Origin of the sequence: Acinetobacter sp. YH12128, from assembly GCF_013418655.1 — a bacterium.
In the GTDB taxonomy this organism is placed as follows: Bacteria; Pseudomonadota; Gammaproteobacteria; order Pseudomonadales; family Moraxellaceae; genus Acinetobacter; species Acinetobacter amyesii.
This window is the reverse complement of sequence record NZ_VPBO01000002.1, coordinates 43,563-69,748: the sequence shown is the minus strand read 5'-3', so window position 1 is coordinate 69,748 and position 26,186 is coordinate 43,563. Positions and strand designations below refer to the sequence as shown.

Annotated in this window: 23 protein-coding genes and 1 riboswitch; of the genes, 14 read left to right on the top strand and 9 right to left on the bottom strand. The window is 42.7% G+C overall.

Annotation, left to right across the window (positions count from 1 at the left end; all coding sequences use genetic code 11):
* Positions 1 to 71: 71 nt before the first annotated feature.
* A complete protein-coding gene (locus tag FTU64_RS01925) occupies positions 72 to 1,427 on the bottom strand; it encodes a TolC family outer membrane protein (RefSeq protein ID WP_180059127.1) in 1,356 nt (451 codons plus the stop codon).
* Positions 1,428 to 1,741: 314 nt separating this feature from the next.
* On the opposite strand from FTU64_RS01925, the gene FTU64_RS01920 reads away from it, so the two are divergent.
* The 7 genes from FTU64_RS01920 to FTU64_RS01890 all read left to right on the top strand — a co-directional run bounded on the left by FTU64_RS01920 (position 1,742) and on the right by FTU64_RS01890 (position 8,485).
* The gene (locus FTU64_RS01920; protein ID WP_180059190.1) at positions 1,742 to 2,728 is read left to right on the top strand and encodes a hypothetical protein; all 987 of its coding nucleotides are present in this window, start codon (positions 1,742 to 1,744) and stop codon (positions 2,726 to 2,728) included.
* A gap of 102 nt (positions 2,729 to 2,830) precedes the next feature.
* A riboswitch (TPP riboswitch) is annotated at positions 2,831 to 2,957 on the top strand.
* A gap of 116 nt (positions 2,958 to 3,073) precedes the next feature.
* Positions 3,074 to 4,969: a phosphomethylpyrimidine synthase ThiC gene (thiC, locus tag FTU64_RS01915; RefSeq protein ID WP_078189435.1), complete on the top strand. Its 1,896-nt coding sequence runs from the start codon at positions 3,074 to 3,076 to the stop codon at positions 4,967 to 4,969.
* Positions 4,970 to 5,045: 76 nt separating this feature from the next.
* Positions 5,046 to 5,666 carry an NUDIX domain-containing protein gene (locus FTU64_RS01910; protein WP_180059126.1) on the top strand — a complete coding sequence of 207 codons (621 nt, stop codon included), beginning with the start codon at positions 5,046 to 5,048 and terminating at the stop codon, positions 5,664 to 5,666.
* 10 nt (positions 5,667 to 5,676) lie between these two features.
* Positions 5,677 to 6,480 (top strand): 3',5'-cyclic-AMP phosphodiesterase, encoded by an 804-nt coding sequence (cpdA, locus tag FTU64_RS01905; RefSeq protein ID WP_180059125.1) that lies wholly within the window; start codon positions 5,677 to 5,679, stop codon positions 6,478 to 6,480.
* Between the two features lie 209 nt (positions 6,481 to 6,689).
* Complete coding sequence (gene dksA, locus FTU64_RS01900) at positions 6,690 to 7,217, top strand: RNA polymerase-binding protein DksA (RefSeq protein ID WP_078189438.1); 528 nt, start codon at positions 6,690 to 6,692, stop codon at positions 7,215 to 7,217.
* 4 nt (positions 7,218 to 7,221) lie between these two features.
* Positions 7,222 to 8,139, top strand: a complete 918-nt coding sequence (gluQRS, locus tag FTU64_RS01895) for a tRNA glutamyl-Q(34) synthetase GluQRS (protein ID WP_373886556.1) — start codon at positions 7,222 to 7,224, stop codon at positions 8,137 to 8,139.
* Between the two features lie 85 nt (positions 8,140 to 8,224).
* Positions 8,225 to 8,485, top strand: a complete 261-nt coding sequence (locus FTU64_RS01890) for a zinc-ribbon domain-containing protein (protein ID WP_078189439.1) — start codon at positions 8,225 to 8,227, stop codon at positions 8,483 to 8,485.
* Here the strand turns inward: FTU64_RS01890 and ftsW are convergent.
* The 5 genes from ftsW to FTU64_RS01865 form a co-directional block, all read right to left on the bottom strand.
* Positions 8,474 to 9,670 carry a putative lipid II flippase FtsW gene (ftsW, locus tag FTU64_RS01885; protein ID WP_078189440.1) on the bottom strand — a complete coding sequence of 399 codons (1,197 nt, stop codon included), beginning with the start codon at positions 9,668 to 9,670 and terminating at the stop codon, positions 8,474 to 8,476. The two genes, FTU64_RS01890 and ftsW, sit on opposite strands and share 12 nt — an antisense overlap.
* Positions 9,671 to 9,691: 21 nt before the next feature.
* Entirely contained in the window at positions 9,692 to 11,038 is a 1,347-nt protein-coding gene (murD, locus tag FTU64_RS01880) for a UDP-N-acetylmuramoyl-L-alanine--D-glutamate ligase (protein ID WP_180059123.1), read from the bottom strand.
* Between the two features lie 158 nt (positions 11,039 to 11,196).
* Positions 11,197 to 11,448, bottom strand: a complete 252-nt coding sequence (locus FTU64_RS01875) for a DUF6587 family protein (RefSeq protein ID WP_180008057.1) — start codon at positions 11,446 to 11,448, stop codon at positions 11,197 to 11,199.
* A 36-nt stretch (positions 11,449 to 11,484) separates the two neighbouring features.
* On the bottom strand, positions 11,485 to 13,350 hold the full coding sequence (gene feoB / locus FTU64_RS01870) for a ferrous iron transport protein B (protein WP_180055464.1): 1,866 nt from the start codon (positions 13,348 to 13,350) through the stop codon (positions 11,485 to 11,487).
* Positions 13,347 to 13,610 carry a FeoA family protein gene (locus FTU64_RS01865; RefSeq protein WP_078189444.1) on the bottom strand — a complete coding sequence of 88 codons (264 nt, stop codon included), beginning with the start codon at positions 13,608 to 13,610 and terminating at the stop codon, positions 13,347 to 13,349. The genes feoB and FTU64_RS01865 overlap by 4 nt, the downstream gene beginning before the upstream one ends.
* A 172-nt stretch (positions 13,611 to 13,782) precedes the next feature.
* Here FTU64_RS01865 and xerD point away from each other — a divergent pair, with 172 nt between their 5' ends.
* The 4 genes from xerD to thrC all read left to right on the top strand — a co-directional run bounded on the left by xerD (position 13,783) and on the right by thrC (position 18,246).
* Positions 13,783 to 14,700, top strand: coding sequence for a site-specific tyrosine recombinase XerD (xerD, locus tag FTU64_RS01860; RefSeq protein WP_180008059.1), 918 nt, complete (start codon positions 13,783 to 13,785; stop codon positions 14,698 to 14,700).
* Between the two features lie 96 nt (positions 14,701 to 14,796).
* Positions 14,797 to 15,609 carry a DsbC family protein gene (locus tag FTU64_RS01855; RefSeq protein ID WP_180010679.1) on the top strand — a complete coding sequence of 271 codons (813 nt, stop codon included), beginning with the start codon at positions 14,797 to 14,799 and terminating at the stop codon, positions 15,607 to 15,609.
* A 130-nt stretch (positions 15,610 to 15,739) separates the two neighbouring features.
* Positions 15,740 to 17,044, top strand: a complete 1,305-nt coding sequence (locus tag FTU64_RS01850) for a homoserine dehydrogenase (protein WP_180008061.1) — start codon at positions 15,740 to 15,742, stop codon at positions 17,042 to 17,044.
* Positions 17,045 to 17,106: 62 nt separating this feature from the next.
* Positions 17,107 to 18,246 carry a threonine synthase gene (gene thrC / locus FTU64_RS01845; RefSeq protein ID WP_078192584.1) on the top strand — a complete coding sequence of 380 codons (1,140 nt, stop codon included), beginning with the start codon at positions 17,107 to 17,109 and terminating at the stop codon, positions 18,244 to 18,246.
* A gap of 126 nt (positions 18,247 to 18,372) precedes the next feature.
* Here thrC and FTU64_RS01840 read toward each other — a convergent pair whose 3' ends face one another.
* A complete protein-coding gene (locus tag FTU64_RS01840) occupies positions 18,373 to 19,422 on the bottom strand; it encodes a serine hydrolase (protein ID WP_180059189.1) in 1,050 nt (349 codons plus the stop codon).
* A 212-nt stretch (positions 19,423 to 19,634) separates the two neighbouring features.
* Here FTU64_RS01840 and FTU64_RS01835 point away from each other — a divergent pair, with 212 nt between their 5' ends.
* The 3 genes from FTU64_RS01835 to FTU64_RS01825 are packed head-to-tail and all read left to right on the top strand — an operon-like array spanning position 19,635 to position 23,305.
* Complete coding sequence (locus FTU64_RS01835) at positions 19,635 to 20,270, top strand: response regulator (protein WP_078189449.1); 636 nt, start codon at positions 19,635 to 19,637, stop codon at positions 20,268 to 20,270.
* Between the two features lie 22 nt (positions 20,271 to 20,292).
* Complete coding sequence (locus FTU64_RS01830) at positions 20,293 to 21,858, top strand: PAS domain-containing sensor histidine kinase (RefSeq protein ID WP_180059122.1); 1,566 nt, start codon at positions 20,293 to 20,295, stop codon at positions 21,856 to 21,858.
* A 19-nt stretch (positions 21,859 to 21,877) separates the two neighbouring features.
* On the top strand, positions 21,878 to 23,305 hold the full coding sequence (locus tag FTU64_RS01825) for a sigma-54 dependent transcriptional regulator (protein WP_180059121.1): 1,428 nt from the start codon (positions 21,878 to 21,880) through the stop codon (positions 23,303 to 23,305).
* A gap of 22 nt (positions 23,306 to 23,327) precedes the next feature.
* On the opposite strand, the gene FTU64_RS01820 is transcribed toward FTU64_RS01825, so the two are convergent.
* Together FTU64_RS01820 and gpmI are read right to left on the bottom strand one after the other, a co-directional pair.
* The gene (locus tag FTU64_RS01820) at positions 23,328 to 24,503 is read right to left on the bottom strand and encodes a S41 family peptidase (protein WP_180059120.1); all 1,176 of its coding nucleotides are present in this window, start codon (positions 24,501 to 24,503) and stop codon (positions 23,328 to 23,330) included.
* Between the two features lie 17 nt (positions 24,504 to 24,520).
* Positions 24,521 to 26,068, bottom strand: a complete 1,548-nt coding sequence (gpmI, locus tag FTU64_RS01815) for a 2,3-bisphosphoglycerate-independent phosphoglycerate mutase (RefSeq protein ID WP_180059119.1) — start codon at positions 26,066 to 26,068, stop codon at positions 24,521 to 24,523.
* Between the last annotated feature and the right edge of the window lie 118 nt (positions 26,069 to 26,186).

The following is a 26,186-nucleotide window of genomic DNA, read 5'->3' as shown; positions in this document are numbered from 1 at the left end:
CTACAACGTGAATCGGCAGATTTTAGTGCCATATTAAAGCATATTGATTGTGAAACTTTTATGACCATGGCCTATTTCTTTAGTAGGATCGATGGCTGATTTTTCTGATCGACCAACCATGCATTCATTTCCACTAAATCAGCTTCCGTTAATTTCCCAACGGAGGCTTTGAGTTGCAGTACATGTATTAAATAATCGTACTTAGAATTCAGATAATCTTGACGGGCTGAAAAGGCATTACGCTGTGCCAGTAGCACATCAACCATGGTTTTCAGGCCTTCTTGGTACTGGGCTTGTGAGGCCAAAGACACTTGCGCGGAAGAATCCATCGCGGCTTTACGTGCCTGTAATTTACTTTGATCCGTTTCGACTTGCATATAAGATTTTTTTACATCGGTTTGTGCTTTTCGAATTGCTGCATCCACCTGTGCTTGGCTTTTTTCAACATTGATCGCCGCTTGCTTAATGGATTTCTGTGTCCGTCCACCATTAAACACATTCCAGTTCATTTCAATCCCCACCTGATCAAATTGACCATCTTGCGACATGATGGATTGTGGACTTTGCTTGTTATAACCATAGGTCCCTACCGCTTCAATCTGAGGATATAAGGCAGCTTTTTCGACGCGTTTGCCATCTTCCGCATAACGTTGTTGCATACGCGCTTGTAAAATGCCTAGGTTCTGCTCCTGAGCCAGTTCTTCCCACGCTTGTACATTGTTTGGAATCGGTTTTTCAAACTGAAAATCTTCACGTAACACCGCCAAATTTTCTCGATATGGCCCAATCAACTGTTGTAATTGTTCCTGCGCCAAAACCAATTGAACATTAGTCGCCATGCGGTTGGCCCGAGCATTTTGATATTGAGCATTGGCTTCGCTGACATCACTTTTTGCCACCAAACCTTCTTTTAATTTAGCATTCATCATGCGCAGCTGTTCTGATAGCGCCTGTTCTTCTTGTAGGTTGGCAACCGTTAATGCCTGTTGGCGTAGGACATTAAAATAAGCTTCAGAGACATTTAAAATATGATCTTGTTTTTGAATCCGCAGATTGATTTCACTTAAATTAATCGAGGTCTTGACTTGCTTCAGCCCTTCCCATGCATCCCAACGAAAAATGGGCTGACGGGCAGTGAGCGCAATTTGTCTTGTTGTGGTGCTGTCTGGCATGATCAGCCCGGCTTGAGCGCCGCTTTGGTTGGAATTTTGATTTTTTCGGGTCACATTTCCGGAGATTGTTACCGTCGGGAGTAAGTTCCCATTGGCAATCCCCAAATTCAATTTATCCGCTTCATATTGTAGTTTATTGGCTTGCCAATTGGGGTCTTCTTGTTTTGCACGTTCATAAGCTTGCACAAGATCTAGCGCACACGCCCATTGACTCATGAAAAGCAAACAAAGACCCACCACAACTTTTTTGTTCATTTTTTTTGTATATTCCTAATATTCAAATACCCGAGATTGAATATTCAAGCCTAAAACTAAGCAGATACTAATCATATCCTTGCAAATTTCCGTATGATTTTTATTAATTTTTTATATCAAATGCGACAAAACCGGATAATTTCAGTCGTTTTCGGACACTACTCACAACGCTATAACAAAGAACTGTACAATAGTACACATATTGCACGTGTTTCATCTATAAAATAGTCGGCATTCCATCGGACAATACCACTTCTATAGCGCATCGAGTTCCTGTGTCAAAATTTTTTCAGCTGCCTGCAAAGTTTAGTGCAATGTTTTTATGTTTCAGTATGTTGAATGGATGCCAACAACAGCCTGAACCTCAACCTGCACCAGAGTTTCCCAACAATAAGACTGTTCAAAAAGAAGCAGTCGATTTGTCTTTGCTGTGCAAAAAACTTGAAAAAAACATGCTGGAAATAGACGATCAACGAACAACTTTCGCTTTAGAACAAATCAACCAAGATCTCAAAGTCTGCTTACCGCTATTAAAAGCGGACGAACAAAAAAAATTACTGCGTTTGTCCAATCAAATGTATCGCAACTTTTTACATGTTGAACGTACAGCTCAACAGCAAATGGCGTTCGAACAATTTGCCTTTGATATGGCTCAGCATCCCACCATTCAACAAAATCATTATGAGCAGCTCACTGCCCGAGATCAGTATTTACTGAAACATAAAGGCCAAGCTTATGTGGAGTTGTTCGATGCAGGTGAAGGACAATTACGCTATCGCCGCAGTCCTGAATATTTAGCCAAAATTTTTGCGCCTTATATGGAAGAATCTGAGCAGGTCTTCATTGAAAAACTGGCTGAACAAAATGCACAACCCGCCTTGCTACAAAAAAGTTTAGCCATTGAGCCACAAGAGATTGCGACACGTGCAATTTTTTGGGAACACTATCTCAAACAATATCCAGATAGCCCCTACAAAAAAGATGCACAACAATTACTATATCAATATAGCCAGTTGTTATTTATTGGTTCGGCACATAGTCCAGTTTCCAATGACTTTTCAGACCGCCTCAGTATTCAAGCCAGTTCTTTAGAAGAAATTGAACGCTTGGCTCAATTAAAAAACTCCAAATTGGCAGATCAGGCGCGTTTATTTTTAAAATTATTAGATCAAAATGCTGCTGCATCTAATCAGCGATCAGAAGCGCAGCTGTTGAATTTAATTGGTGTCCGCAATCCTGATCCGCATTATAAGAAAGACTGTTTTAGTGACGCCATCTGTGTAAATCAGTCCTCTACTTAGCCAATGCAAGTTCAATTGCACATGTACCTAGCCAAAATTCTGCACTGCAAAATCGATGAAAAATAACACTGTTTTAAAACAGCCTTCATGCTAATATCCGCACAAAGCTTGACGGAGCGCAGGTAATTTCCTGCTGAGATCATCTAAATTTAGTTCGCTAAATTTAAGGATGAGTACCGTTGAACCTGATCAGGTTAATACCTGCGTAGGAATCAAGCCATCTAAAAACTTAAGCCCTTCTTATCTCTTGGTTTTACGCCTTTATTTTCAGGTGAATCCATCAGATAAACTGCCACGTTTTTGGTCGTGCTTGATTCGTTGATGTCATTCATAAGGATCATTGCAATGAACCAATTAACGAATCTCACCGCTTCAGATCGCGCTGCTCAACATGAACAAGATGCTAAAGATCTCACTCGAATTCTCCCAGCGTCAAAGAAAGTCTATATCCAAGGCTCACGTCCAGATATTCGCGTACCAATGCGTGAGATCAGTCTTACAGATACGCCTACAGGTCTGGGTGGAGAAAAAAATCTACCGATTATGGTCTATGACACCTCTGGTGCTTATACCGACCCCAATATTCAAATTGACCTGAATCAAGGCCTGCCCAATGTCCGTGAATCTTGGATTGAGTCACGTAATGATACGGAAATACTCGATACCTTGACTTCAAAATTTGGACAAGAGCGTCTTCGAGACATCCGCACTGCAGAGATTCGTTTTGCGCATATTTCAAAACCCCGTCGCGCTCGTCGTGGACACAATGTGTCTCAAATGCACTATGCCAAACAAGGCATCATCACCCCTGAAATGGAATACATTGCGATTCGTGAAAATCAGCGCCAGCGTGAAGGTGTTGATATGCGCCAACATGCCGGTCAAAATTTTGGCGCACGCAATTTAACTGAAATCACCCCAGAATTTGTACGTCAAGAAGTGGCTGAAGGTCGTGCCATTATCCCTGCCAACATTAACCACCCTGAATGTGAACCGATGATTATTGGTCGTAACTTCTTGGTGAAAATCAATGCCAACATTGGTAACTCAGCACTTGGTTCAAGCATCGATGAAGAAGTGGCAAAAATGACTTGGGCAACTCGTTGGGGTGCTGACACCATCATGGATTTATCGACAGGTAAAAATATCCATGAAACCCGCGAATGGATTATTCGCAACTCCCCTGTACCGATTGGCACCGTGCCGATTTACCAAGCTTTAGAAAAAGTTGATGGTGTCGCAGAGGACTTAACCTGGGAAATTTTCAAAGACACACTGATTGAACAAGCCGAGCAAGGTGTCGATTACTTTACGATTCACGCAGGCGTGCTGCTTCGTTATGTTCCACTCACCGCCAACCGTTTAACTGGTATTGTGTCACGTGGCGGATCCATCATGGCGCAGTGGTGCTTAGCGCATCATGAAGAAAACTTCCTGTATACACATTTTGATGAAATCTGCGAAATCATGAAAGCCTATGATGTGTCATTCAGTTTAGGTGATGGTTTACGTCCGGGATGTATTCAAGATGCCAACGATGAAGCCCAATTTAGTGAATTACGCACCTTAGGTGAATTGACTCACCGGGCATGGGAGCATGATGTACAAGTCATGATTGAAGGCCCAGGCCATGTACCAATGCACATGATCAAAGAAAATATGGATCTACAACTCGAGGTTTGCAAAGAAGCGCCTTTCTATACCCTTGGACCACTCACAACCGATATTGCCCCGGGCTATGACCACATTACCTCTGCGATAGGTGCAGCAATGATTGGTTGGTACGGCACCGCGATGCTGTGTTATGTGACCCCGAAAGAGCACCTTGGTCTACCAGATAAAAAAGACGTCAAAGATGGCATTATCACCTACAAAATTGCAGCCCATGCGGCAGACCTTGCCAAAGGTCATCCCGGTGCGCAGGCTCGTGATAATGCATTATCCAAAGCACGCTTTGAATTCCGCTGGGAAGACCAATTTAATCTGAGCTTAGACCCTGATACAGCACGCAGCATGCATGATGAAACTATGCCGAAAGAAGCACATAAATCGGCCCATTTTTGTTCAATGTGTGGACCTAAATTTTGCTCGATGAAAATCACACAAAATGTGAGAGATTATGCAAAAAATCAGCAAGATATGCAGCTTTCTTCAGAATCTAATCCTGAAATTGAGACAGGTTTACAAAGCATGAAAGCGGCCTATCATGAACATGGTCAAAAGTTGTACCACAAAGTGTAAAGCTTAAAAAAAATCTTTTGTATTCAACAAAATCTCGGTTAGGATGAAATGGAAGATTTCATCCTAATTAGCGCTTATGAATATTATTAAACAGGCCACATATAACAAAAAAGATTACAGCATTGAAGGGCGTGAACATCTTTATAAAGGCTTTATTCAAGTTGAAAAAGTTCAGCTTCGACACCGCTTATTCCATCAAGACAGCATGATTCCAACCATTCAGCGTGAATTGATTCATCGTCCTGAAGCAGCAGGTGTGCTGATCTATAGTCATCAACAACAAAAATTTGCCTTAATTGAACAATTCCGCATTGGGGCGATTGATGATGAAACTTCGCCATGGCAACTAGAGATTATTGCCGGCGTGCTCGATGGTGATGAATCTGCTGAAAGCTGCATCCGCCGTGAAAGTTTGGAAGAATCAGGCTGTGAATTAGATGCACTACAGCATTTATTTAGTTTTTATCCCTCTGCGGGTGCCTGCGCGGAATTATTCCACCTTTATAGTGCTGAATCTGAACTTCCCGAACATGGCGGAGTCTTTGGCATGCCTGATGAAGGAGAGAATATTCAATTGCATATCTTAGATTATGCTGATATTCCTGAATTATTAACCAATGGTCGGCTAAAAAACGCACCTGTCATTATGGCCTTGCAATGGTTACAACAACAAATACATACTACAAGGAATGTCTAAGGGGAAGGACATGACTTTAAGGGATACACCACAATACGACTGGACACTGATCCAGATCTCGGACACACATTTAATGGATCAGGAAGATCTTGAATTTGTCCGCATGAATCCAGAGCAGAGTTTTCACGATGTGATTCAACAAATTCAGTTGAACCATCATCACATCGATACGCTTGTCCATACTGGCGATCTTGCACAAGTGCCGGTAGAGCGTACCTATGCGCGTTATCTCGAATATATGCAACAGCAGCCGTTTCCGTTTTATCAGATTCCGGGGAACCATGACGAAGCGTCTTGCTTCCCATTTCATCAACAGGAAGATCGTGCTCACTGCATCGCATTAGGCAATTGGTGTCTGATTTTACTGAACAGTGCGGTTAAAGGAAAAGTGGATGGTTGGGTATCACAACAGCAGTTGGAACAATTAGATCAGTTACTCACAGCACACCCACAGCAACACATCATTGTGGCATGCCACCACCACCCTTTTGCCATGCAATCGCATTGGATAGATCAGCATAAACTAAAGAACGCTGAACATCTGATGGATGTGCTTTCACGTCACGACAATGTCAAAATTGTACTGTGCGGACACGTGCATCAAGACTCATCTAATCAATGGCACAATATTCAGTTTTTATCGACGCCTTCGACCAGTGTTCAGTTCAAACCACATAGTGAAAATTTTGCCTTAGATGAGGCTTTACCAGGGTATCGTGCACTCTATCTGAATGATAATGGTGAATTTAAAACTGAAGTTGTTCGGGTCAAATTAAAACAACCTCAAATTAATGTTGAAATTTCAGGTTATTAACTTTTCAATTTGATTCTTTTGCTTTACTTTATGGCTTCTAAAGGAAAAGTGATAGTTAGAATCCAAACATCAAAGACTATCAATAAGCAGAAAAAGTCTATATGATGACGACCCCCACAGAAGGAAACTCTGTGTTGGGTGGATAAAAAACTTGCATATCACCATATTTTTTGCGTATAGATATATGCATATGATGAGGAATGCCCTACATGGCGAATGACAACCAAAATCAAGTCTTAGACGAACAAACTGATGTAGTAGACGAAAAGTCTACCAAACGCGTGCGCAAATCAAAGCCAAAGGCGACTGAAGGTGGTTCTACTGCAAGCTTATTTGGTATTGAACCTTATCAGCCTAAAAAGAATGAAGAATACATGTCTGAAGGGCAACTTGAGCATTTCCGTCACATCTTATTGGCGTGGAAAGCTGAGTTAATGTCTGAAGTAGACCGTACTTTGAATACCATGCAAGACGAAAATACTGCACTTCCAGATGTGAACGACCGTGCAACGCAAGAAGAAGAATTTGCGATTGAACTTCGTACACGTGACCGTGAACGTAAACTGATCCGTAAAATTGAACAATCAATTGAAGCGATCAAAAATGATGACTACGGTTTCTGTGAAACGTGTGGTATCGAAATTGGCTTACGTCGCCTAGAAGCGCGTCCAACAGCGACTTTATGTATCGACTGCAAAACACTTGCAGAGATCAAAGAGAAGCAAAATAACGGTTAATTCTGTGTTGAGTAATTCCTCTCTAGCCCTCCCTTTAGATAAGGAAGGGAAAGCTACAGAGCATTACGTGGGCCGGTTTGCGCCATCGCCAACCGGCCCTTTGCATTTTGGCTCTTTAATTACAGCAGTCGCAAGCTACTGCGATGCCCGTGCCCATCAGGGGCAATGGTTGGTTCGTATCGAAGATACCGACATTCCACGCATATTTCCCGGTAGCGAAGAACATATCTTACGTTGTATTGATGCATTTCAATTCGAACCAGATGCCGAGATCATTTTCCAAAAAGACCGCCTAGAAATCTATGAGGAAGTCATTGCGCATTTGCATGCCCAAGACTTGGTCTATGCCTGTCAATGCACCCGAAAAATGCTTGGTTCGAATCATATCTATCAAGGCACATGTCGTAATCTTGGCCTTCCCCTTCAGGATCAGGCTATTCGAATCAAAGTCGATGCACAGAACATTTGTTTTACCGACCGCTTACAAGGGATGCATTGCTCCAATCTGCAACAGGATTTGGGTGACTTTGTCTTAAAACGCCGTGATGGCATTATCAATTATCAACTTGCTGTCGTGGTGGATGACTACCTACAAGGGATGACCCATGTCGTACGTGGAGCTGATCTTTTGGACAATACCGAACGTCAAATTTGGCTCGGACAGGTTTTGGGTTATCCACGCCTTGAATACATGCACTTGCCATTAGCAATGAATAATCAGGGACAAAAACTGTCAAAACAGAATATGGCTCAAGCTCTTGATTTAAACCAAGCAGCACCTTTATTGCAACAAGCATTGCAGGCCCTACATCAACCGCCAGTCGACTTAGACACGCCACGTATTATGCTACAACAGGCGATTGCGCAGTGGGATTTTCAACATATTCCCCATGGCACAGCATTGCCTCAAATCTATCAATAAACCCAAATATGGATCTAAGCCAATCACTCGATTTTCAATTGAATTATGCTTTAATAAAGTGATCAATTGACCATTGGAGAGCCTAATGTTTTTTATTTTTGGAGTTGGTCCGAAAACCAAAGTCATTGAAAAGAGCCAATTTACTTGCCCTGTCTGCCGCAGCAGAACTCAGTATGAGTTGAAACAGCAACGTAATTATTTTTCTTTATTTTTTATTCCATTGATTCCACTATCTAAAGCCAAGGCGAGCTTGGTCAAATGTCTCCATTGTGGAACGGAGATGCCGGCGAGTGTACTGCACCATGCATCTCCCGATCCGCAACGAGATACGAATTTAGAAGCTTGATTCTTCTTTACTTGGGTTCACTTCTTTGGTCGTCGCATCGATCTTTAAGATCAGACTCACCATAACCGCACAGATAATCAAAGAAGACCCCCCATAACTAATAAACGGTAAGGTCAAACCCTTGGTTGGAAGCATGCCCATGTTCATGCCTGCATTCACCAAAATTTGCAGCAAGAAGATAATACTAATGCCATAAGCCAAGTAGCCTGCGCGTAAATACTGATGACGCAAGGCACGATGACCAATGCGAATACAGCAGACCAACATCACAAATGATAGCGTCAATACGGTCAAAATTCCAAAGAAGCCAAATTCTTCACCCAAAACCGCCAACATGAAGTCGGTATGTGCCTCAGGTAAATACGACATTTTTTGAATACTATGACCTAAGCCGACACCAAACCATTCACCGCGACCAAAAGCCATTAATGCATTCGACAACTGGTAGCCTGCGCCTAATGGATCATTCCATGGATTTGAGAAGGACATCAAACGCTCTAAACGATAAGGTTCAAATAAAATCAAGAACACAAAGGCCATGATGATCGCACCAAAGGCAATTGCGAACTGAATCAACGGTGCACCTGCGAGGAAGAATACCCCTAGCATAGTTAAGGCAATCACCACCGTCGCCCCTAAATCTGGCTCTGCCATGACTAAACCGACAGTTGCAGCCATAATCACTGCCAATCGTACCAAGCCCTTGATGTTATTGCGGACTTCTTCGGCACGCCGTACCACATAGTCCGCGGTAAATATCGCCATCATGACTTTGGCGACTTCCGAAGCCTGTAAGGTGAAACCAGCAATCCGAATCCAACGCTTAGAACCATTGACTTCAGTACCCACCGCCAATACGGCAGCTAACAGGACAATGGTCACAATCCATAAAAAGAAGGTGTTGTTAAACCAGACATTTAACGGCACTTTATAGGCGATATACGCAGCCATGGCGGCAGCGGCAATCGAAATCCCGTGTCGTGAAATGTAATGGAAGGCATTTTCATGCATGCGTTCTGCATAAGGCATCGACGCAGATGCCACCATGATCGAACCAATACACAACAATGCCAAAACACAGAACATTAAAACATTGCGCACGTTGACCTCGGCAGGTAACCGAGGAATCCAACGCTCTACAACTTCATTTATTCTATTTATGGTCGTCTGAGCTAACCCAGCCATACAACTTTCCTTATCGTTCTTTTAAACGAGTGCATTCACACAATCAACAAATTGGTGTCCACGCTCACTGTAGCCTTTAAACATATCAAAACTTGCGCACGCTGGAGACAATAACACCACATCATTGGCTACCGCATTTTGTTGGCACAGCTCAACCGCTTGTTTCAAACTTTCAGCATGAATCAGCGTGGTTGTCCCTTCAATCGCTTTTTCAATAATTGGACGATCTTCACCAATCAACACCGCAACTTTGGCATATTTTGAAAGTGAATCACGCAGCGCAGTAAAGTCCTGCCCTTTGCCTTGACCACCTAAAATAATCGCCACTTTACCGCCTTTGGCTTCAATCGCGGCACCTAGACCATCAATCGCAGCTAAAGTCGCACCAATATTGGTGCCTTTAGAATCGTTATAATAACGAACACCATGCACTTCTTTGACAAATTCACAGCGGTGCTCTAAGCCTTTAAAGGTTTTCAAGGTTTTCAACATGCCTTCGAGTGGTAAACCAATCGCTTCACCCAAAGCCAAACATGCCAAGGCATTTGCCACATTATGAGTGCCTTGAATATACATGTCTGCACTTTTCAGTAAACGCTCACGACCACGTGCCAACCAAATTGTGCCATCAGTATCGCGTAAAATACCGAACTGATTCATATCTGGTGCATTTAAGCCAAAGCTTTGCATTGGGGTGACATCTGGAACCAATGGGCGTGTTAATGAGTCATCACGGTTATACACCACTTTTTTCACCGCTTGGAAAATACGATGCTTCGCAGTGTGATAACCCATCATATCGCCATGACGGTCCAAATGGTCTTCACTCATGTTCAACACCACAGCCACTTCTGCTGCCAAGTTCGACGTGGTTTCTAATTGAAAACTTGAAAGCTCTAAAACATAAAGTTCAGGATCATCTTTGGTGAGATCCAAAGCTGGACGACCCAAGTTGCCACCCACTGCCACTTTTTTGCCTGCATCTGCTGCCATAAGACCAAATAAAGTCGTTACGGTACTTTTCGCATTCGAACCTGTAATCGCGACAATTGGCTTATCCGTCGCACGACGTAAAATTTGAATTTCAGAAACCACAGGAATATTGGCTGCAATGGCCGCCTGAATTTGCGGTAATTTTGGATCTAGCCCCGGGCTGATAATAATTTCTTCTGCTTGGAGTAATAAATCTTGATCCAACTGACCAAAACTGGTTTGTACATCACTTGGAATTTGATCATGACCCGGTGGGACTGCTCGTGAATCGGTGACTGCAACGCGGTAGCCATGGCTATGTAAGAAATTCACTGCGGAAACACCAGAAATCCCTAATCCGGCAACAACCTTCAATCCACCACGCTGTATTAACATTTTCGCCCCATTTTTTGGTCGGTTTTTAAATCTGACAAAATGTTAGCACTTTGCTGTTTTGAATGCTTTTTATGTTTTCACTTTCTCGCAGTTTTTTTGTGTCCGCTCGTAAAAAACCGCCCATCTCGGGCGGTTTCTTCACGCAACGGGCGGTGAGCTTATTTCCACTTCACCGCTTGTACTTCAGCTTTTTTTGCAGATGAATTATCCGAAGCTGAACATCCACAACCGCCTGCACAGCCTGCTGCCATTTTTGGCTTTAACCATTTGGCTAGACTGTTCCAACCACGGTTTGCACAGTGCTCAGATAAAGTTGTGAAGACTGAGTTCGATGTTTTTGGAAATACCTTCTTAAACACCACGACAGCACTCCAAATCACCAATACCGCAATAATTATTGATTCAAGCATGTCTCTCTCCTTTGTTCAGCTTTTGCCATTCACAATTCAGAATCCAAAATAGCGTGTTGCAAATTGATACGTGATGAATGCCATTAAATAAGCCAAACCAAATAAATAGATGGTCATGAAACTCACCGTTTTCAAGGAGCCAGTTTCACGTTTAACTGTCGCCAGTGTCGCCAAGCAATGTGGCGCATAAATAAACCACACCAATAATGATAAACCGGTTGCCAATGACCAACCCAATGACCCATCACTACTAATTAAATTTGCCAGGCCTTGAGACATGGCATCGTCATCTGTTGCAGACAAGGCATACACCGTACCCAATGCCGCTACAACAACTTCACGTGCCGCCATCGCTGGAATTAAGGCAATACAGATCTGCCAGTTAAACCCTAATGGTGCAAAAATCGGTTGTAATACATGCCCAAGCATACCTGCCAATGAATAATCAATATCCGGCAAGGTTGCGCCTTCTGGCGGTTGCGGGAAGGTACACAAGAACCATAACAAAATCGATAAAGCGAAAATGATGCCACCGACACGTTTCAAGAAAATCTTGGCACGGTCCAGTAAACCAATCCAAACACTCTTAATATCTGGGAAACGGTAGCTTGGAAGTTCCATCAATAAGGCATGCTGTGATTTATCTTTTTGGAAGAATTTCAGCACTGTTGCCACAATTAAGGCACTCACAATCCCTGCTGCATATAATGCAAATAGCACCAAGCCTTGTAAGTTAAAGACGCCCCAGACCATTTGCTGTGGAATAAATGCTGAGATCAGCAAGGCATAAACCGGTAAACGTGCCGAACAGGTCATCAATGGCGCAACTAAAATCGTTACCAGACGATCTCGGGGGTCTTGAATACTCCGGGTTGCCATGATGCCCGGTACAGCACAGGCAAAGCTCGACAGCAAAGGAATAAAAGCACGTCCACTCAGACCCGCTTTAAACATCAGCTTATCTAGTAAGAATGCTGCACGTGGTAAATAACCTGATTCTTCTAAAACCAAAATAAAGAAGAATAAAATTAAAATCTGCGGCAAGAACACCACTACACCGCCTGCACCAGCAATGATCCCATCAACCACCAAGCTGTTCAGGAGTGGATGTGAAATGTGTTCACCGACCAATTCACCAAACCAACCGAAGAAGGTTTCAATACCATCCATAAACGGCGCAGCCCATGCAAACACCGCTTGGAAAATAATAAACATCATCACCGCTAAGGTAATTAAACCAAAGACTGGATGTAGAAAAATTTTATCGAGGAAGTCTGAGCGTTTATCTTCATGATCAACAAACACCACCACGTCTTTTAAAATTTGTTCAATTTTTTCGTGGTTAGTCCCAGAAAGATTGGTATCACTTAATGACGCATCAGGTTTTCTGAAACCTTCAGCATCTAACGCGCCCATTAAGTTTTCAATACCCGCATTACGCACAGCAACTGTTTCTACAACAGGCACACCCAAACGCTGAGACAGCTTTTGGGTATTGATTTGCATGCCACGACGGCGTGCTTCATCCATCATGTTGAGGACAAGTAAAATTGGACGACCCAAATCGATCATTTCCATGACCAAACCGAGGTGCAATTTTAAGTTTGTCGCATCAACTACACATAAAAAGACATCTTGATGCCCTTCTTCTGCAATTTTACCTTGCACGACATCACGCGTAATGGCTTCATCAGGACTCGTCGCTTCTAAGCTATATGTCCCCGGCAAATCCAAAACTCGAACAGATTTACCCGATGGCAAAGTAAATTGACCCACCTTTCGCTCAACCGTTACCCCAGCATAGTTTGCAACTTTCTGACGTGTGCCCGTTAAATGATTGAATAATGAAGTTTTACCACAGTTTGGATTACCAACGAGGGCAATACGTAACGCATCACTCATGCTGATGCCCCTTCCATTGCTATTTCCACTTTTTCAGCTTCTACTTTTCGCAGTGCGAAGCGAGTAAACCCAACTTGAATTAAAATCGGGTCACCACCAAAAATACCTTTGGTAATCACCTGTACTTTTGTTCCGGGAACAAAACCCAAAGTCTCTAAACGGCTAGCGACTAAATCAGCCGGAGCATTGTTGCCATTCTGGTTACGATGTACCTTATGAATGACTGCGCTTTGTTTCACTTTCAAATCAGATAATCGCACGCAACTAACCCTAAAAAATTTTGAACATTATACAAACAAATGAGAATAATTAACAAATCGGATTCGATTTCAATTCTCATTTAACAATCTAGCATCGACACGACTATTTTTTTAAATTACATTGCATTAAACCATTGTGATTTCTTGGTTTAATTTCAAAAATGAGCGGCACATGTTAAATAAAAAACCACGAATCCCGACCCCAGTCCAAATTCCAGAAACACTCAGTTTTTTACACGGATATCGTGATGATTTAATAGCTCAAACCGTCAGTCCACACACTCGAAATGCATATTTATCTGATTTAATTCAATGCAGTGAGTGTCATACGCATGTCATGACTGATTGGAGCAGTGACGACATTTCAGATGTCTTGCTCAGCCTGACTAAACAAGGAAAAAGTCCACGCTCGATCGCCCGCTCACTTTCTGCACTGCGTTCATTTTTCAAGTTCTTACGCGAACAAAAAATACGCAGCGACAATCCAGTTGCAATCCACAAAACACCCAAATTGGGTCGTGCCCTACCAAAGGATTTATCTGAAGCAGATGTTGAAGCCCTGATTAATGCCCCAGACCTCAACACCGCATTGGGTCTACGTGATCGTGCCATGCTCGAAGTGCTGTATGCCTGTGGTTTACGTGTCTCTGAGTTATTAAATTTAAGATTAGAACTGATCAATCTGAAACAAGGCTATTTACGGATTACCGGTAAAGGCAATAAAGAGCGCTTAGTTCCTTTAGGTCAAATGGCGGTGGAATGGATCGAGAAATATTTAGCTGAAGCACGTCCCGTCTTATACAAAAGCGCAACCGATGCTTTATTTCTCACTCAACTCGGTGGAATGATGAGTCGCCAAAACTTTTGGTACGCGATTAAACGCTATGCGCTCATTGCAGGCATTCAAGCCGAATTATCACCACATACCTTACGCCACGCCTTTGCCACGCATTTGCTCAACCACGGTGCCGACTTACGTGTCGTGCAGATGCTGCTCGGCCACAGTGACTTGTCTACCACGCAAATTTATACCCATGTCGCGCAGATTCGTATGCAAAAATTACATGCAGACTATCATCCGAGAGCTTAACGGCAGGAAATATCAGACCAAGAAGTTCTATCGTGGCCGATATTTTTTGCTATGCTTACTCACCTGTTTGATAAAGCTAAAAGAAAAGGGTTGTTTATGTTATTTACCCGTTCAAAAATTTTTCTCGCATCGACACTTGTTGCCAGTATGGCGTTAGTGGCTTGTTCTAATTCAAATAATGACGAAAAGAAAGACGCGACATTAACGGCAAGTACACCTGCAACTGGTGAAGCTTCGAATTTATCTGAACGTAATGCTCAGCAGCGTTTAATTGATACTTTGCAATCCAATTTGCAAAAAGCCAATATCAATGCCAAAGTCACTGGGGTGAAAGCGACTGAAGTTCCTAATTTGTTTTGGGTGAGTTTTGAAGGCATGCCTGCAGTCTATGCTACAGCTGATGGTAAATACATTTTCCAAGGCGACGTGGTTCGTTTGGGTGAAAAACAACTCTTTAATGTAGGCGATACGCTACAAGCAGACGCCAACAAAAAACTATTTGATCAATTAAAAACCGAAGACTTACTAATCTATAAAGCCAAAGGTAAAACCAAACACGTGGTTTATGTGTTTACCGATGTCAGCTGTCCTTATTGCCATAAGTTACATGAACAAATGGATGATATTAATGCCCGTGGCATTGAAGTCCGTTACATCGCTTGGCCACGTGGTGAACAACACATGCCAATGATGGAAACTATCTGGTGTAGCAAAGACCGTCGTGCCGCATTTGATAAAGCCATTGCCGGTGAGCAAATCGAGCCAGCATCATGTAAAAACCCAGTGCGCAGCATGTATGAAATGGGTCTAAATATTGGTGTGAATGGTACGCCAGCGATCTATAACGCAGAAGGCAAACACATCGGTGCTTACATGTCGGCTTCCGAACTTGAAAGTGCGCTTAAATAACTAATTTTTATAGGCTAAATGAATGTTTTTTATGGGTGGGAATAAAGTGATTTCTACCCTAGAGTCCGAACGTTTTTTTAGCTATGATCTAAACTCACTTAAAGCAATGATGAAATAAATGGAGTGTGACGTGAAACCAGTTCGTCTGGCAATCCTCGGTCTTGGTACTGTGGGTGGTGGTGCCCTTAAACTACTAAAAGAAAATGCTGCTGAGATTAAACGTCGCACCGGTCGTGAAATTGAAATTACCCATGTGGGTACGCGTCGCCCTCGTCCTGATTTAGAACTACCTGCTTCAGTGAAGCAAAGTGCTGATTTATTAGATATCGTCCGTCAACCCGATGTAGACGTTGTGGTTGAAGTTATGGGCGGCATTCACCCTGCGTATGAAGTAATTCGTGAAGCAATCGTTCATGGCAAACAAGTGGTTACAGCCAACAAAGCTTTATTGGCTGAACACGGCAATGAATTATTTAAATTGGCCGATGATCATCACGTTCAGATTGCCTATGAAGCAGCTGTCGCAGGCGGTATCCCAATTATTAAAGTCCTCCGTGAAGGTTTGGCGGCGAATAAAATTGACTGGCTGGCTGGCATCATTAACGGTACAGGTAACTTTATCCTGACTGAAATGCGTGAAAAAGGTCGTGCCTTTGCAGACGTTCTCAAAGAAGCGCAAGAACTCGGTTATGCCGAAGCAGATCCAACCTTCGACGTCGAAGGAATCGATGCAGCGCACAAGTTAACATTGCTGGCTTCTATTGCTTTTGGTATCCCACTCCAGTTTAACAAAGTCTTCACTGAAGGCATCAGCAAAGTCACTGCGCAAGATGTCAAATATGCAGAAGACCTTGGTTTCCGTATTAAACATTTAGGTATTGCACGTCGTGCTGCAACGGGTATTGAGCTTCGTGTTCATCCAACGCTGATCCCTGAAGACCAACTGATTGCCAATGTAAATGGCGTTAAAAATGCTGTATTGGTTCAAGCCAATGCTGTTGGTCCAACGCTTTACTATGGCGCAGGCGCAGGTGCAGGCCCGACAGCATCAGCGGTGGTTGCTGACGTTGTCGATATTGTCCGTGACATCTCATATACCGAAGATGGCGCTGGTACAATTCCACAGCTTGCTTTTGAAGCACTGACCGATTTACCAATTCTTCCACGTGAAGAAATGACCACAGGATACTACATCCGTATTAATGCCGAAGATCAAACTGGCGTTCTTGCTGATGTCACTACGATTTTAAGCCGTGCAGGAATCAGCATCGATGCGATCATGCAACAGCCGCGCTTAAAAGACCTTATTCCTATCGTGATTCTGACTGATCCAGTCAAAGAATCTAAAATGGATGAAGCCCTTCAACAAATTCAAGCATTGCCTGTCATTCATGGCGAAATTGTACGAATTCGTTTAGAATCGCTTGATAATTAATCGGGTCGAGGGGAATATTTCAGTTCCTCTCGCCAAGCTCTACACACAATTGGAACATCATCATGTCTAATGCCAATCGTTATACTGGTTTAGTTGACCGCTATCGCGACCGTTTACCCGTATCTGCAACTACTCGCGCAATTTCTTTGGGCGAAGGTAATACGCCACTGATTAAGCTTGAGAACATTCCACGCATTATTGGCAAAAATGTTGAAATTTATGTGAAGTACGAGGGCTTAAACCCGACTGGTTCATTTAAAGACCGTGGTATGACCATGGCTGTAACAAAAGCAGTGGAAGAAGGCTCTAAAGCAATTATCTGTGCATCTACAGGTAATACATCTGCTGCAGCGGCTGCTTATGCTGCACGTGCAGGCATTAAAGCCTTTGTGCTCATCCCAGAAGGCAAAATTGCCATGGGTAAAATGGCACAAGCGATGATGTATGGCGCAGTAACAATGCAAATCCACGGTAACTTCGATGACGGTATGCGTCTTGTAAAAGAAGTTGCGGATCAAGCACCAGTTACGATTGTAAACTCAATCAACCCATACCGTCTGCAAGGTCAAAAAACCATTGCTTACGAAATCGTTGACGAATTAGGTCGTGCACCAGACTACCACTGCCTACCTGTAGGTAATGCGGGTAACATCACAGCACACTGGATGGGTTATACCGAAGCTGTGGCGAATCAGCCTAAAGAAGAATTTGTACAAGTAGTTTATGATCCTGAAACTGATCAATTCACAGGTCCAAAACCTGCGGGTCTACCAACAATGGTGGGTTACCAAGCTGCTGGCGCGGCACCATTCCTACGCGGCGCACCTGTAGAAAACCCTGAAACTGTAGCAACTGCGATCCGTATTGGTAATCCACAAAGCTGGAACCATGCTAAAGCCGTAGTCCGCGACTCAGAAGGTTGGTTTGACGAACTGCAAGATGCTGAAATCTTAGAAGCACAGCGTCTACTATCTATGTACGAAGGTGTATTCGTAGAACCTGCTTCTGCAGCTTCTATCGGTGGCGCGATTCGTGACATCAAAGCAGGTAAAATTGCTGAAGGTTCTGTGATCGTATGTACTGTAACAGGTAACGGTTTAAAAGATCCTGACACTGCCATCAAGCAATGCCAAGATGCCGTAATGTTGTCGATTGATGCAACTATGGATCAAGTTCGTGATTCAATTCTGTCAAATATGTAATTTATATGCTGACTGAATAAAAAAAAGCCCTGCTCTTGCAGGGCTTTTTTTATATCTTGCATTCACTTCAGCATTTAAACGTTGAGTAAATCTAAATACTGAAAGAATGAAAAATCTGAAATCTTGTTAAATACGTTTTGGTAACTGGCTCGCCCAGTTCATTAAACGAGTCGCATCATTGGTTCGTGCCACTGAAGAATCCGCACCCAATAACACCACCACCGCTGGACGGTTATTCAGTGTGGTATGCATCACAACACAGCGCCCTGCTTCATTAATAAATCCTGTTTTTGAAATATTAATATTCCAACCACCATTACGCACTAACGCATTGGTATTGTTTGATTTCAATACGCGGTAACCCAAATTAAAGTCATAACTTGGTGTGGTTGAAAATTGACGAATCAAACCATACTGCGAAGCGGTATTCACCAAAATCCCCAAGTCACGTGCCGAAGCGACATTACCAGGGTGCAAACCTGTCGATTCCATATAATGTGTCGAATTCATCCCTAATGAGCGTGCTTTCGCATTCATCGCTGAAATAAATGCAGAACGACCACCTGGATAAGTACGTGCTAATGCCGAAGCCGCTGGGTTTTCAGATTTCATCAAAGCAAATAGCAAAGCTTCTGCGCGGTTCATACTGTCGCCAGCACGCAGCGTTGAACTTGAGCTTTTACAGCCTGAACATGAGAAATCAGACTGTTGTAAGGTAATCTTTTCAGACATGTTTAATCGGGCATCTGAAATCACTACTGCTGTCATGAGTTTGGTAATTGATGCAATCGGTAAAGCGGTATTGCTATTTTTGCTATATAGCACTTCACCAGTTTGACCATCCATAACCAGTGCTGCACGCGCATTTACAGAGGGCTGTCCTGCGTATTGATTGGTATCAATAATACGGACCGTTTTCGATGGTGCTGTCTGTACCACACCGCCTGTACTACGTACAGAAGTAGTCACTTTCGTTGACCCTTGAGGAGATGGTTCTTCAGCGCTATAAGACACGTCACCGTTGAGTAACTGGTTTGCATCTTCAGATGACCAGCTAATATTTGACTGCTGATTTGCAGCACTATTCATCACAATTTCAGCAGAACTGAAACTGCTCATACTGAATAAAATTGACATGCCCAAAACGTGCATCAAGGATTTATTTAATTTTTTCACCATTGCTCACTCAACTCAGGATACTAAACATTTGCGCAAGACCAGCAATATGCCGTACATTGGTCACAACTACGAACATTTTTTGCTCACACATTGTGTATGAAGTTTTTCATTTCATATAAGAATAGGATTGCTAATTTTGTCGTTTCATTGCAAGCTTATTTTGCTTTATGTAACAAAAAAAACAGATTTTGATTTGAGGGAGAGTGTAGGTGATCACAGTTTTGGTGGTAGATGACCATGAATTAGTCCGTACTGGTATTTGCCGTATGCTCGAAGACCATGCAGATGTCCAAGTCATTGGACAAGCCGAATCGGGTGAAGATGCGATTACACTTGTTCGCCAACACCATCCAAATGTCGTTCTATTAGATGTCAATATGCCGGGGATCGGAGGTGTAGAAACCACACGTCGCCTACTTCAAACAGCGCCAGATACAAAAGTCCTCGCAGTCAGTGGACTTGCTGAAGAACCCTACCCGTCTTTATTGTTAAAAGCAGGTGCCAAAGGCTATATCACCAAAGGTGCACCAGTTACTGAAATGGTCCGTGCGATTAATAAAGTGATGCAAGGTGGCAAATATTTCAGTGCAGACATTGCGGAACAACTGGCTAGCTCATATTTGTCTGATACACAACAATCACCTTTTGACGCCCTGTCTGAGCGTGAAATGCAAGTTGCCATGATGGTGGTCAATTGTATTAGTGCACAAGAAATTTCCGATAAATTATTTGTTAGCGTTAAAACGGTGAATACCTACCGTTACCGCATTTTTGAAAAACTGAATATTGATAGTGATGTCAAACTAACTCACTTGGCGATTCGCTACGGGTTAATCAAACCTTAACACAACGTACATCCTGTTACTTATGACACAGCGTTCAATTCATAGTGAATTGAACCAGTATCATTTGGGCCTTTGGTACAGTGCTTATCGCTTTATCATCAGTGCCTGTCTGTTACTGGTCTTTTTACTGACCTACACTCAATTCAGTTCAGATTATGAATACCCACGTTTATACCTATATGTATTGACGATTTATTTGCTGTTTACCAGCATTCAATTCATGTCACTTGGACGTTTCAAAGTCCGGATCCCAAACCAGTTACTACTGTTATTCATTGTAGATGTCATTTCGCTGAGCTTACTGACCTTAGCCATCGATGGACCCAATTTACATTTGAGTTTGCTGTTTGTGATTACGATTTTTGCAGCATCCCTGTTATTAGATGCCCAAAAAGCTTTGGTCATCACCCTCATCGCTGTGATTTGCGTGGTGTATCAACTGTTTTTAGGTTCAATTCTTGAATTTACCTCACTCAAAAATTTAACCAACAGTGCGATTTTGGCTTTTTTATTTTGTGTGGTGTATGGCAGTGCGCAAATTGCCGTGAAACGTTTCCAATTACTAGAAAATCTGAATTTTTCGCAATCCTTAGAGCTCCATCGACTACAAAACATTAACCGCTATATCTTGGAGCAGATTGATACGGGCTATTTGGTGTTGGATGAAAACTGTCATGTGGTGCTGAGTAATCCTGCTGCTTGCCATTTACTCGGCATGCCAAATTCTTATCATCATGACCAATATCCGCTGTATACCACGCAGCCAGATTTATTTGAATTACTCAAATTTGAAGATTTAAAAAGCGGTGAAAAATTCCAATTTGAATCCCAACAAAGCCAATACCACATTCAGGTACTCGTACAAAAACTCGTTGTGCCGCATCAAATGCTGACCTTGCTGATTTTACAAGATGCACAAAAACTCAATCAGCAAGTGCAACAACTAAAATTAGCCGCTTTAGGGCAACTCTCCGCCAGTATTGCTCACGAAATTCGTAATCCTTTAGCGGCAATTGTGCATGCCAATGATTTATATCCGCAAAGTGATACCGAACAACAGCACATGTTGAATCATATGATTTCACGTCAAGCGGTGCGGATTGACCGGATTATTCAAGACACCCTAAATATGGTGCGCAATAAGGAAACCCATCCGACTCGTCTGAATCTAGAAAAATTTTTACCGTTGTTCCTGCAAGAAGATCTGGCAGATATTCAACAGAACATTCGGCTCAATGTACAAGCCAAAACTTTGATCGATTTTGATGAGGCACAGTTCAGACAAATTTTAATCAACCTAATTCGTAATGCGATTCGCCATAACAATCCGGACATGTCGTATATCGAAGTGGTGGCGCGTACGGATCAGAAAAAAGTCCAGATCGATGTCCGAGATTTCGGTCATGGGGTTGCTTTACAAAACCGCGCACAGTTATTTCAGCCATTTTTTAGTACCGAAATCACTGGAACTGGTTTAGGATTATATCTTGCTCATAGCTTCTGTGAAGCGAATCAAGCACAGCTTTCCTATGTAGAACAAAAACAGGGAGCTTGCTTTAGGATTGAGTGCTTACAAGCTGTTATTTAATTGTTTTTAGGGGAAAACTGTGGATTCACAACCACTGGTATTGTTAGTTGATGACGAAGAAGACTTATGTATGCTGATGCAGATGTCTTTATCAAGGATGGGGGTTAAAACGCATGTTGCACATCGCCTCGACGAAGCTAAAAAAGCCTTGTCTACCTATAGCTACGATGCCTGCCTAACCGATCTCAACTTACCCGATGGTAATGGTCTACAGCTCTTAGATTGGATGAATGAACACTGTCCTACACTTCCTGTTGCTGTGCTAACAGCCTATGGCAACATGGACATTGCCATTGCCGCATTAAAGGCGGGAGCATTCGATTTTGTCAGCAAACCGATCAATCCCAAACATCTTGAACAACTGCTACAAAAAGCCCTGAATAAGCCATTGGCTGAAGACATTACTTCGCAAGATGCTTTAGAACATAAAATGTTGATTGGTGAATCGCTTCCAATCCAGCAATTGCGTCGAACCTTAAAGAAAATTGCACGTTCACAAGCACCTGTTTTTATTACGGGTGAATCTGGTACGGGTAAAGAGGTCGTAGCCAATCTGGTTCACCGTTTAAGCAACCGTAATGAAGGGCCCTTTATTGCCATTAACTGTGGGGCAATTCCCACAGAGTTAATGGAAAGTGAACTTTTTGGCCATAAAAAAGGCAGCTTTAGTGGTGCCACCCAAGACAAACAAGGTCTGATTCAATCTGCACATGGCGGTAGCTTATTTCTGGATGAAATTGCCGAACTACCTTTAGCCATGCAAGTTAAATTGCTACGCGCAGTACAGGAAAAACGTATTCGTCCTGTAGGTTCAGACTGTGAAATTGATGTCGACTTCCGTGTGATCAGCGCCAGCCATCAGGACTTAGAAGCACTCGTCCAACAAGGTCGCTTCCGCCAAGATTTATTCTTCCGCATCCATGTGATGGATTTAGTGTTGCCTGCCTTACGTGAACGTGGCGACGATATCCTCTTATTGGCTCAACATTTTATTCAAAAAATTAGCCATGAATGGGAAATTGCTACTAAGCCTCTAACTGAACGTGCGAAGAGTTTCCTGCTCAGCCAATATTATCCAGGTAATGTGCGTGAACTCCGCAATATTATCGAACGCGCTATGACCCTCTGCGATGATGATCAGATTGATCTTCAACATCTGCAAAGTGCGCCATTAAGACAACCAAGTGCTCAGTTCAATTCCGCTCCAACAACGAATGAATCCGCTCAGCTAGGTGCAAACAGCAACGAACAGAGTGTGGTCCCTCGCAAACTACCTGAAGAAGGCTTAGAGCTCTTTTTAGAAAATATCGAAAAAGAAGTGCTCATGAATGCGTTGAACATCACCCACTGGAACCGAACCCTTGCCGCAAAAAAATTAGGCATGTCATTCCGTTCATTGCGCTATCGTTTGAAAAAATTCGGTTTAGATACCGAAGACGAAGAGTAAAAGTTTTCCAGCGTATTGCTGTTTATTTTTGATTCAGCAATAACTCTGCAACATGATCGACATAGTGATCTTCACGTGCATCATGTTGCAGCGGATAGTTATAGTCTGGCTGCACCCCAATTCCTTCAATCATTTTGCCATTCGGTGTCAGATATTGCGACACAGTCATTTGTAAAGCCGCACCATTACTCAATGGAAATAGTTTTTGAACCACACCTTTACCATAACTTTTCTCACCCGCTACCCATGCACGTTTATGCTCTTTTAATGCTGCGGTAAAGACCTCTGCGGCAGAAGCAGAACGATTGTTGATTAAAATACCAACTTTCATATTTTGAAATTCAAAACTCGGTAAAGCCTGAAACTGTTGGTCACCCTCAGATCGACTTCGAGTCGACACAATAATGCCCTGATTCAAAAATAAATCGGCAGACTCCACTGCTGCGGACAATAACCCACCGGGGTTATTTCTTAAATCAAACAATACAGCTTTGACACGTGAACCGTGACTTTCAATTAAACGCTTTATTTCATTGGCTGTATCTTGTTGAAAAACTTTTACGTGTAAAACTAAAACCTGATTATTTAATAATTTAGATTCTATATCTGTTTCAACTTTAGTGTTTCTGACCAAATTAACCGGTTGACTTGCAGTTATCAACTGTAGATTCAGCGTCGATCCGATACTGCCTGTGAGCAGGTGTCGCACTTGATCTTGATTAAGTTTTTTGAGTTCTTGATCATCAATTTTAAACACCGCCGCGCCATTTTTCAGACCTAGCTTTGCTGAATCGGCATCAGGCTTTAAATTGGTGATGACCCATTGCTGTAAACCTACATCAAAGCGCAAATTGAAATCGACACTCGCAATATCCCCTTCAGTGTATTGCAAAAGCTGCTTATAGTCTTCAGGTGAAAGATATCGTGAATAGCGGTCTAAACCACTGACCATGCCTTTGATGGCTTGTTGGAATAATGCATCGTCATTTTTTTCAACTACATAATTTTCTTTGACAATGCCATAGATCTGAACAAATTGTTGGATCGATTCGACAGGTACTTCGGCATAACTTTGTTCATAGCTGCCATCAAATTCATCGAAAGCCGACTTTGCTTTGTCGGCTCCCCATGTCGAATGACTAGAACACAGCAGCAAGGCTGTAAGGCTTACAACTGACGTCCAGTGTGCTTTAGTCATTCATGCTTCCTTACATTTTAAGATTCAAGAGTAATCAAGTTACGACCTTGCATTTCTGTTGGTACAGGAATGTGCATAAGCGTTAAAAGTGTCGGCGCTACGTCAGCCAAAACACCACCTTCTGTAATTGTTGCATTGGTCGGGCCAACATAGATAAACGGCACAAGTTCAGTGGTATGTTGAGTATGCACCTGACCACTTTGGTAATCTTGCATTTGCTCTACGTTACCATGATCGGCGGTCACTAACATGTGACCTTTATTTGCCATCACAGCTTCATATACACGACCTAAGCACGTGTCTACGGCCTCAACTGCTTTGACTGCTGCATCAAACACACCAGTATGACCAACCATATCACCATTGGCATAGTTCACCACGAGTAAGTCGTACTCACCTGAGTTAATTGCGGCAACCAACTCATCAGTGACTTCATAAGCACTCATTTCTGGTTTTAAGTCATAAGTCGCAACGTTTGGTGATGGAATTAAAATACGTTTTTCACCCGGATATTCATCTTCACGACCACCACTGAAGAAGAAAGTAACGTGTGCATATTTTTCAGTTTCAGCAATACGCAGTTGTGTTTTACCCAAATTAGACAGGTATTCACCAATCGAGTTATGCAACGCTTCTGGCATATAAGCCACAGGTGCATCAATTGTTGCTTGGTAACGTGTCAACATGACAAATTTTGATAAAGCGGGAACCACTTTACGTTCAAAACCTGCAAAATCTTTTTCCACAAAAGCTTTGGTAATTTCACGCGCACGGTCAGCACGGAAGTTCATAAAGACAACGCTATCACCATCTTGGATCGGTGCTAAATCACCAATACGCGTCGCTTTCACAAACTCATCTGATTCTTCAGCTGCATAAGCCTGCTCTAGACCTTCAACAGCAGTCGCTGCTGTACGCACAGCTTCACCTTCAGTTAAAAGACGATAAGCTTGCTCAACACGATCCCAACGGTTGTCACGATCCATTGCAAAGTAACGACCAATCATGGTGGCAATACGACCTTGACCCGGATACTGAGCAAACAGTGCATCTAATTTTTCAAGCGAAGGTTGTGCACTTTTTGGCGGTGTATCACGACCATCAAGGAATGCATGAAGATAAACTTTTGCACCGCGTTTTAATGCCAATTCAGCCATCGCCACAATGTGATCTTCATGTGAATGCACGCCACCTTCAGACAATAAGCCCATGATGTGCACTGCACCATTGGCAGCTTTGGCTTTTTCAACCGCATCAACTAAAACATCATGTTCAAAGAATGCACCGGTACGAATATCTTTGGTAATACGAGTAAAGTCTTGATACAGCACACGTCCTGCACCAAGGTTCATGTGGCCCACTTCAGAGTTACCCATTTGTCCATCAGGTAAACCAACGTCTTCGCCAGAGCCTGAAATCAATCCATGCGGATGCTTTTCCTGCATTGCAGTCAAGTTAGGTCGTTTTGCTGCTAAAAAGGCATTGTCCTCGACCGCTTCGCGATGACCCACACCATCCATAATTACCAATACGTGTGGGATTTTGCCAGCAGTTGCATCCGTCATAATGAACACTCTTTCGTTTATAAATTAATCATACTATCTTACCGAATTTTCGGTGAAGACTCTATGTGACAACCATGGTTTATCTAGGTCATCAACATTGTTTTACTCAATCTTGCAT

Coding starts and splice junctions, on each gene's coding strand:
- FTU64_RS01920 (WP_180059190.1), top strand. CDS start 1,742: ATGTTTTTATGTTTCAGTATGTTGAATGGATGCCAACAACAGCCTGAA.
- FTU64_RS01855 (WP_180010679.1), top strand. CDS start 14,797: ATGTTATTTACCCGTTCAAAAATTTTTCTCGCATCGACACTTGTTGCC.
- gpmI (WP_180059119.1), bottom strand. CDS start 26,068: ATGACGGATGCAACTGCTGGCAAAATCCCACACGTATTGGTAATTATG.
- cpdA (WP_180059125.1), top strand. CDS start 5,677: ATGACTTTAAGGGATACACCACAATACGACTGGACACTGATCCAGATC.
- ftsW (WP_078189440.1), bottom strand. CDS start 9,670: ATGGCTGGGTTAGCTCAGACGACCATAAATAGAATAAATGAAGTTGTA.
- murD (WP_180059123.1), bottom strand. CDS start 11,038: ATGTTAATACAGCGTGGTGGATTGAAGGTTGTTGCCGGATTAGGGATT.
- thiC (WP_078189435.1), top strand. CDS start 3,074: ATGAACCAATTAACGAATCTCACCGCTTCAGATCGCGCTGCTCAACAT.
- dksA (WP_078189438.1), top strand. CDS start 6,690: ATGGCGAATGACAACCAAAATCAAGTCTTAGACGAACAAACTGATGTA.
- thrC (WP_078192584.1), top strand. CDS start 17,107: ATGTCTAATGCCAATCGTTATACTGGTTTAGTTGACCGCTATCGCGAC.
- feoB (WP_180055464.1), bottom strand. CDS start 13,350: ATGAGTGATGCGTTACGTATTGCCCTCGTTGGTAATCCAAACTGTGGT.
- FTU64_RS01910 (WP_180059126.1), top strand. CDS start 5,046: ATGAATATTATTAAACAGGCCACATATAACAAAAAAGATTACAGCATT.
- FTU64_RS01925 (WP_180059127.1), bottom strand. CDS start 1,427: ATGAACAAAAAAGTTGTGGTGGGTCTTTGTTTGCTTTTCATGAGTCAA.
- FTU64_RS01875 (WP_180008057.1), bottom strand. CDS start 11,448: ATGCTTGAATCAATAATTATTGCGGTATTGGTGATTTGGAGTGCTGTC.
- FTU64_RS01820 (WP_180059120.1), bottom strand. CDS start 24,503: ATGACTAAAGCACACTGGACGTCAGTTGTAAGCCTTACAGCCTTGCTG.
- FTU64_RS01830 (WP_180059122.1), top strand. CDS start 20,293: ATGACACAGCGTTCAATTCATAGTGAATTGAACCAGTATCATTTGGGC.
- xerD (WP_180008059.1), top strand. CDS start 13,783: ATGTTAAATAAAAAACCACGAATCCCGACCCCAGTCCAAATTCCAGAA.
- FTU64_RS01890 (WP_078189439.1), top strand. CDS start 8,225: ATGTTTTTTATTTTTGGAGTTGGTCCGAAAACCAAAGTCATTGAAAAG.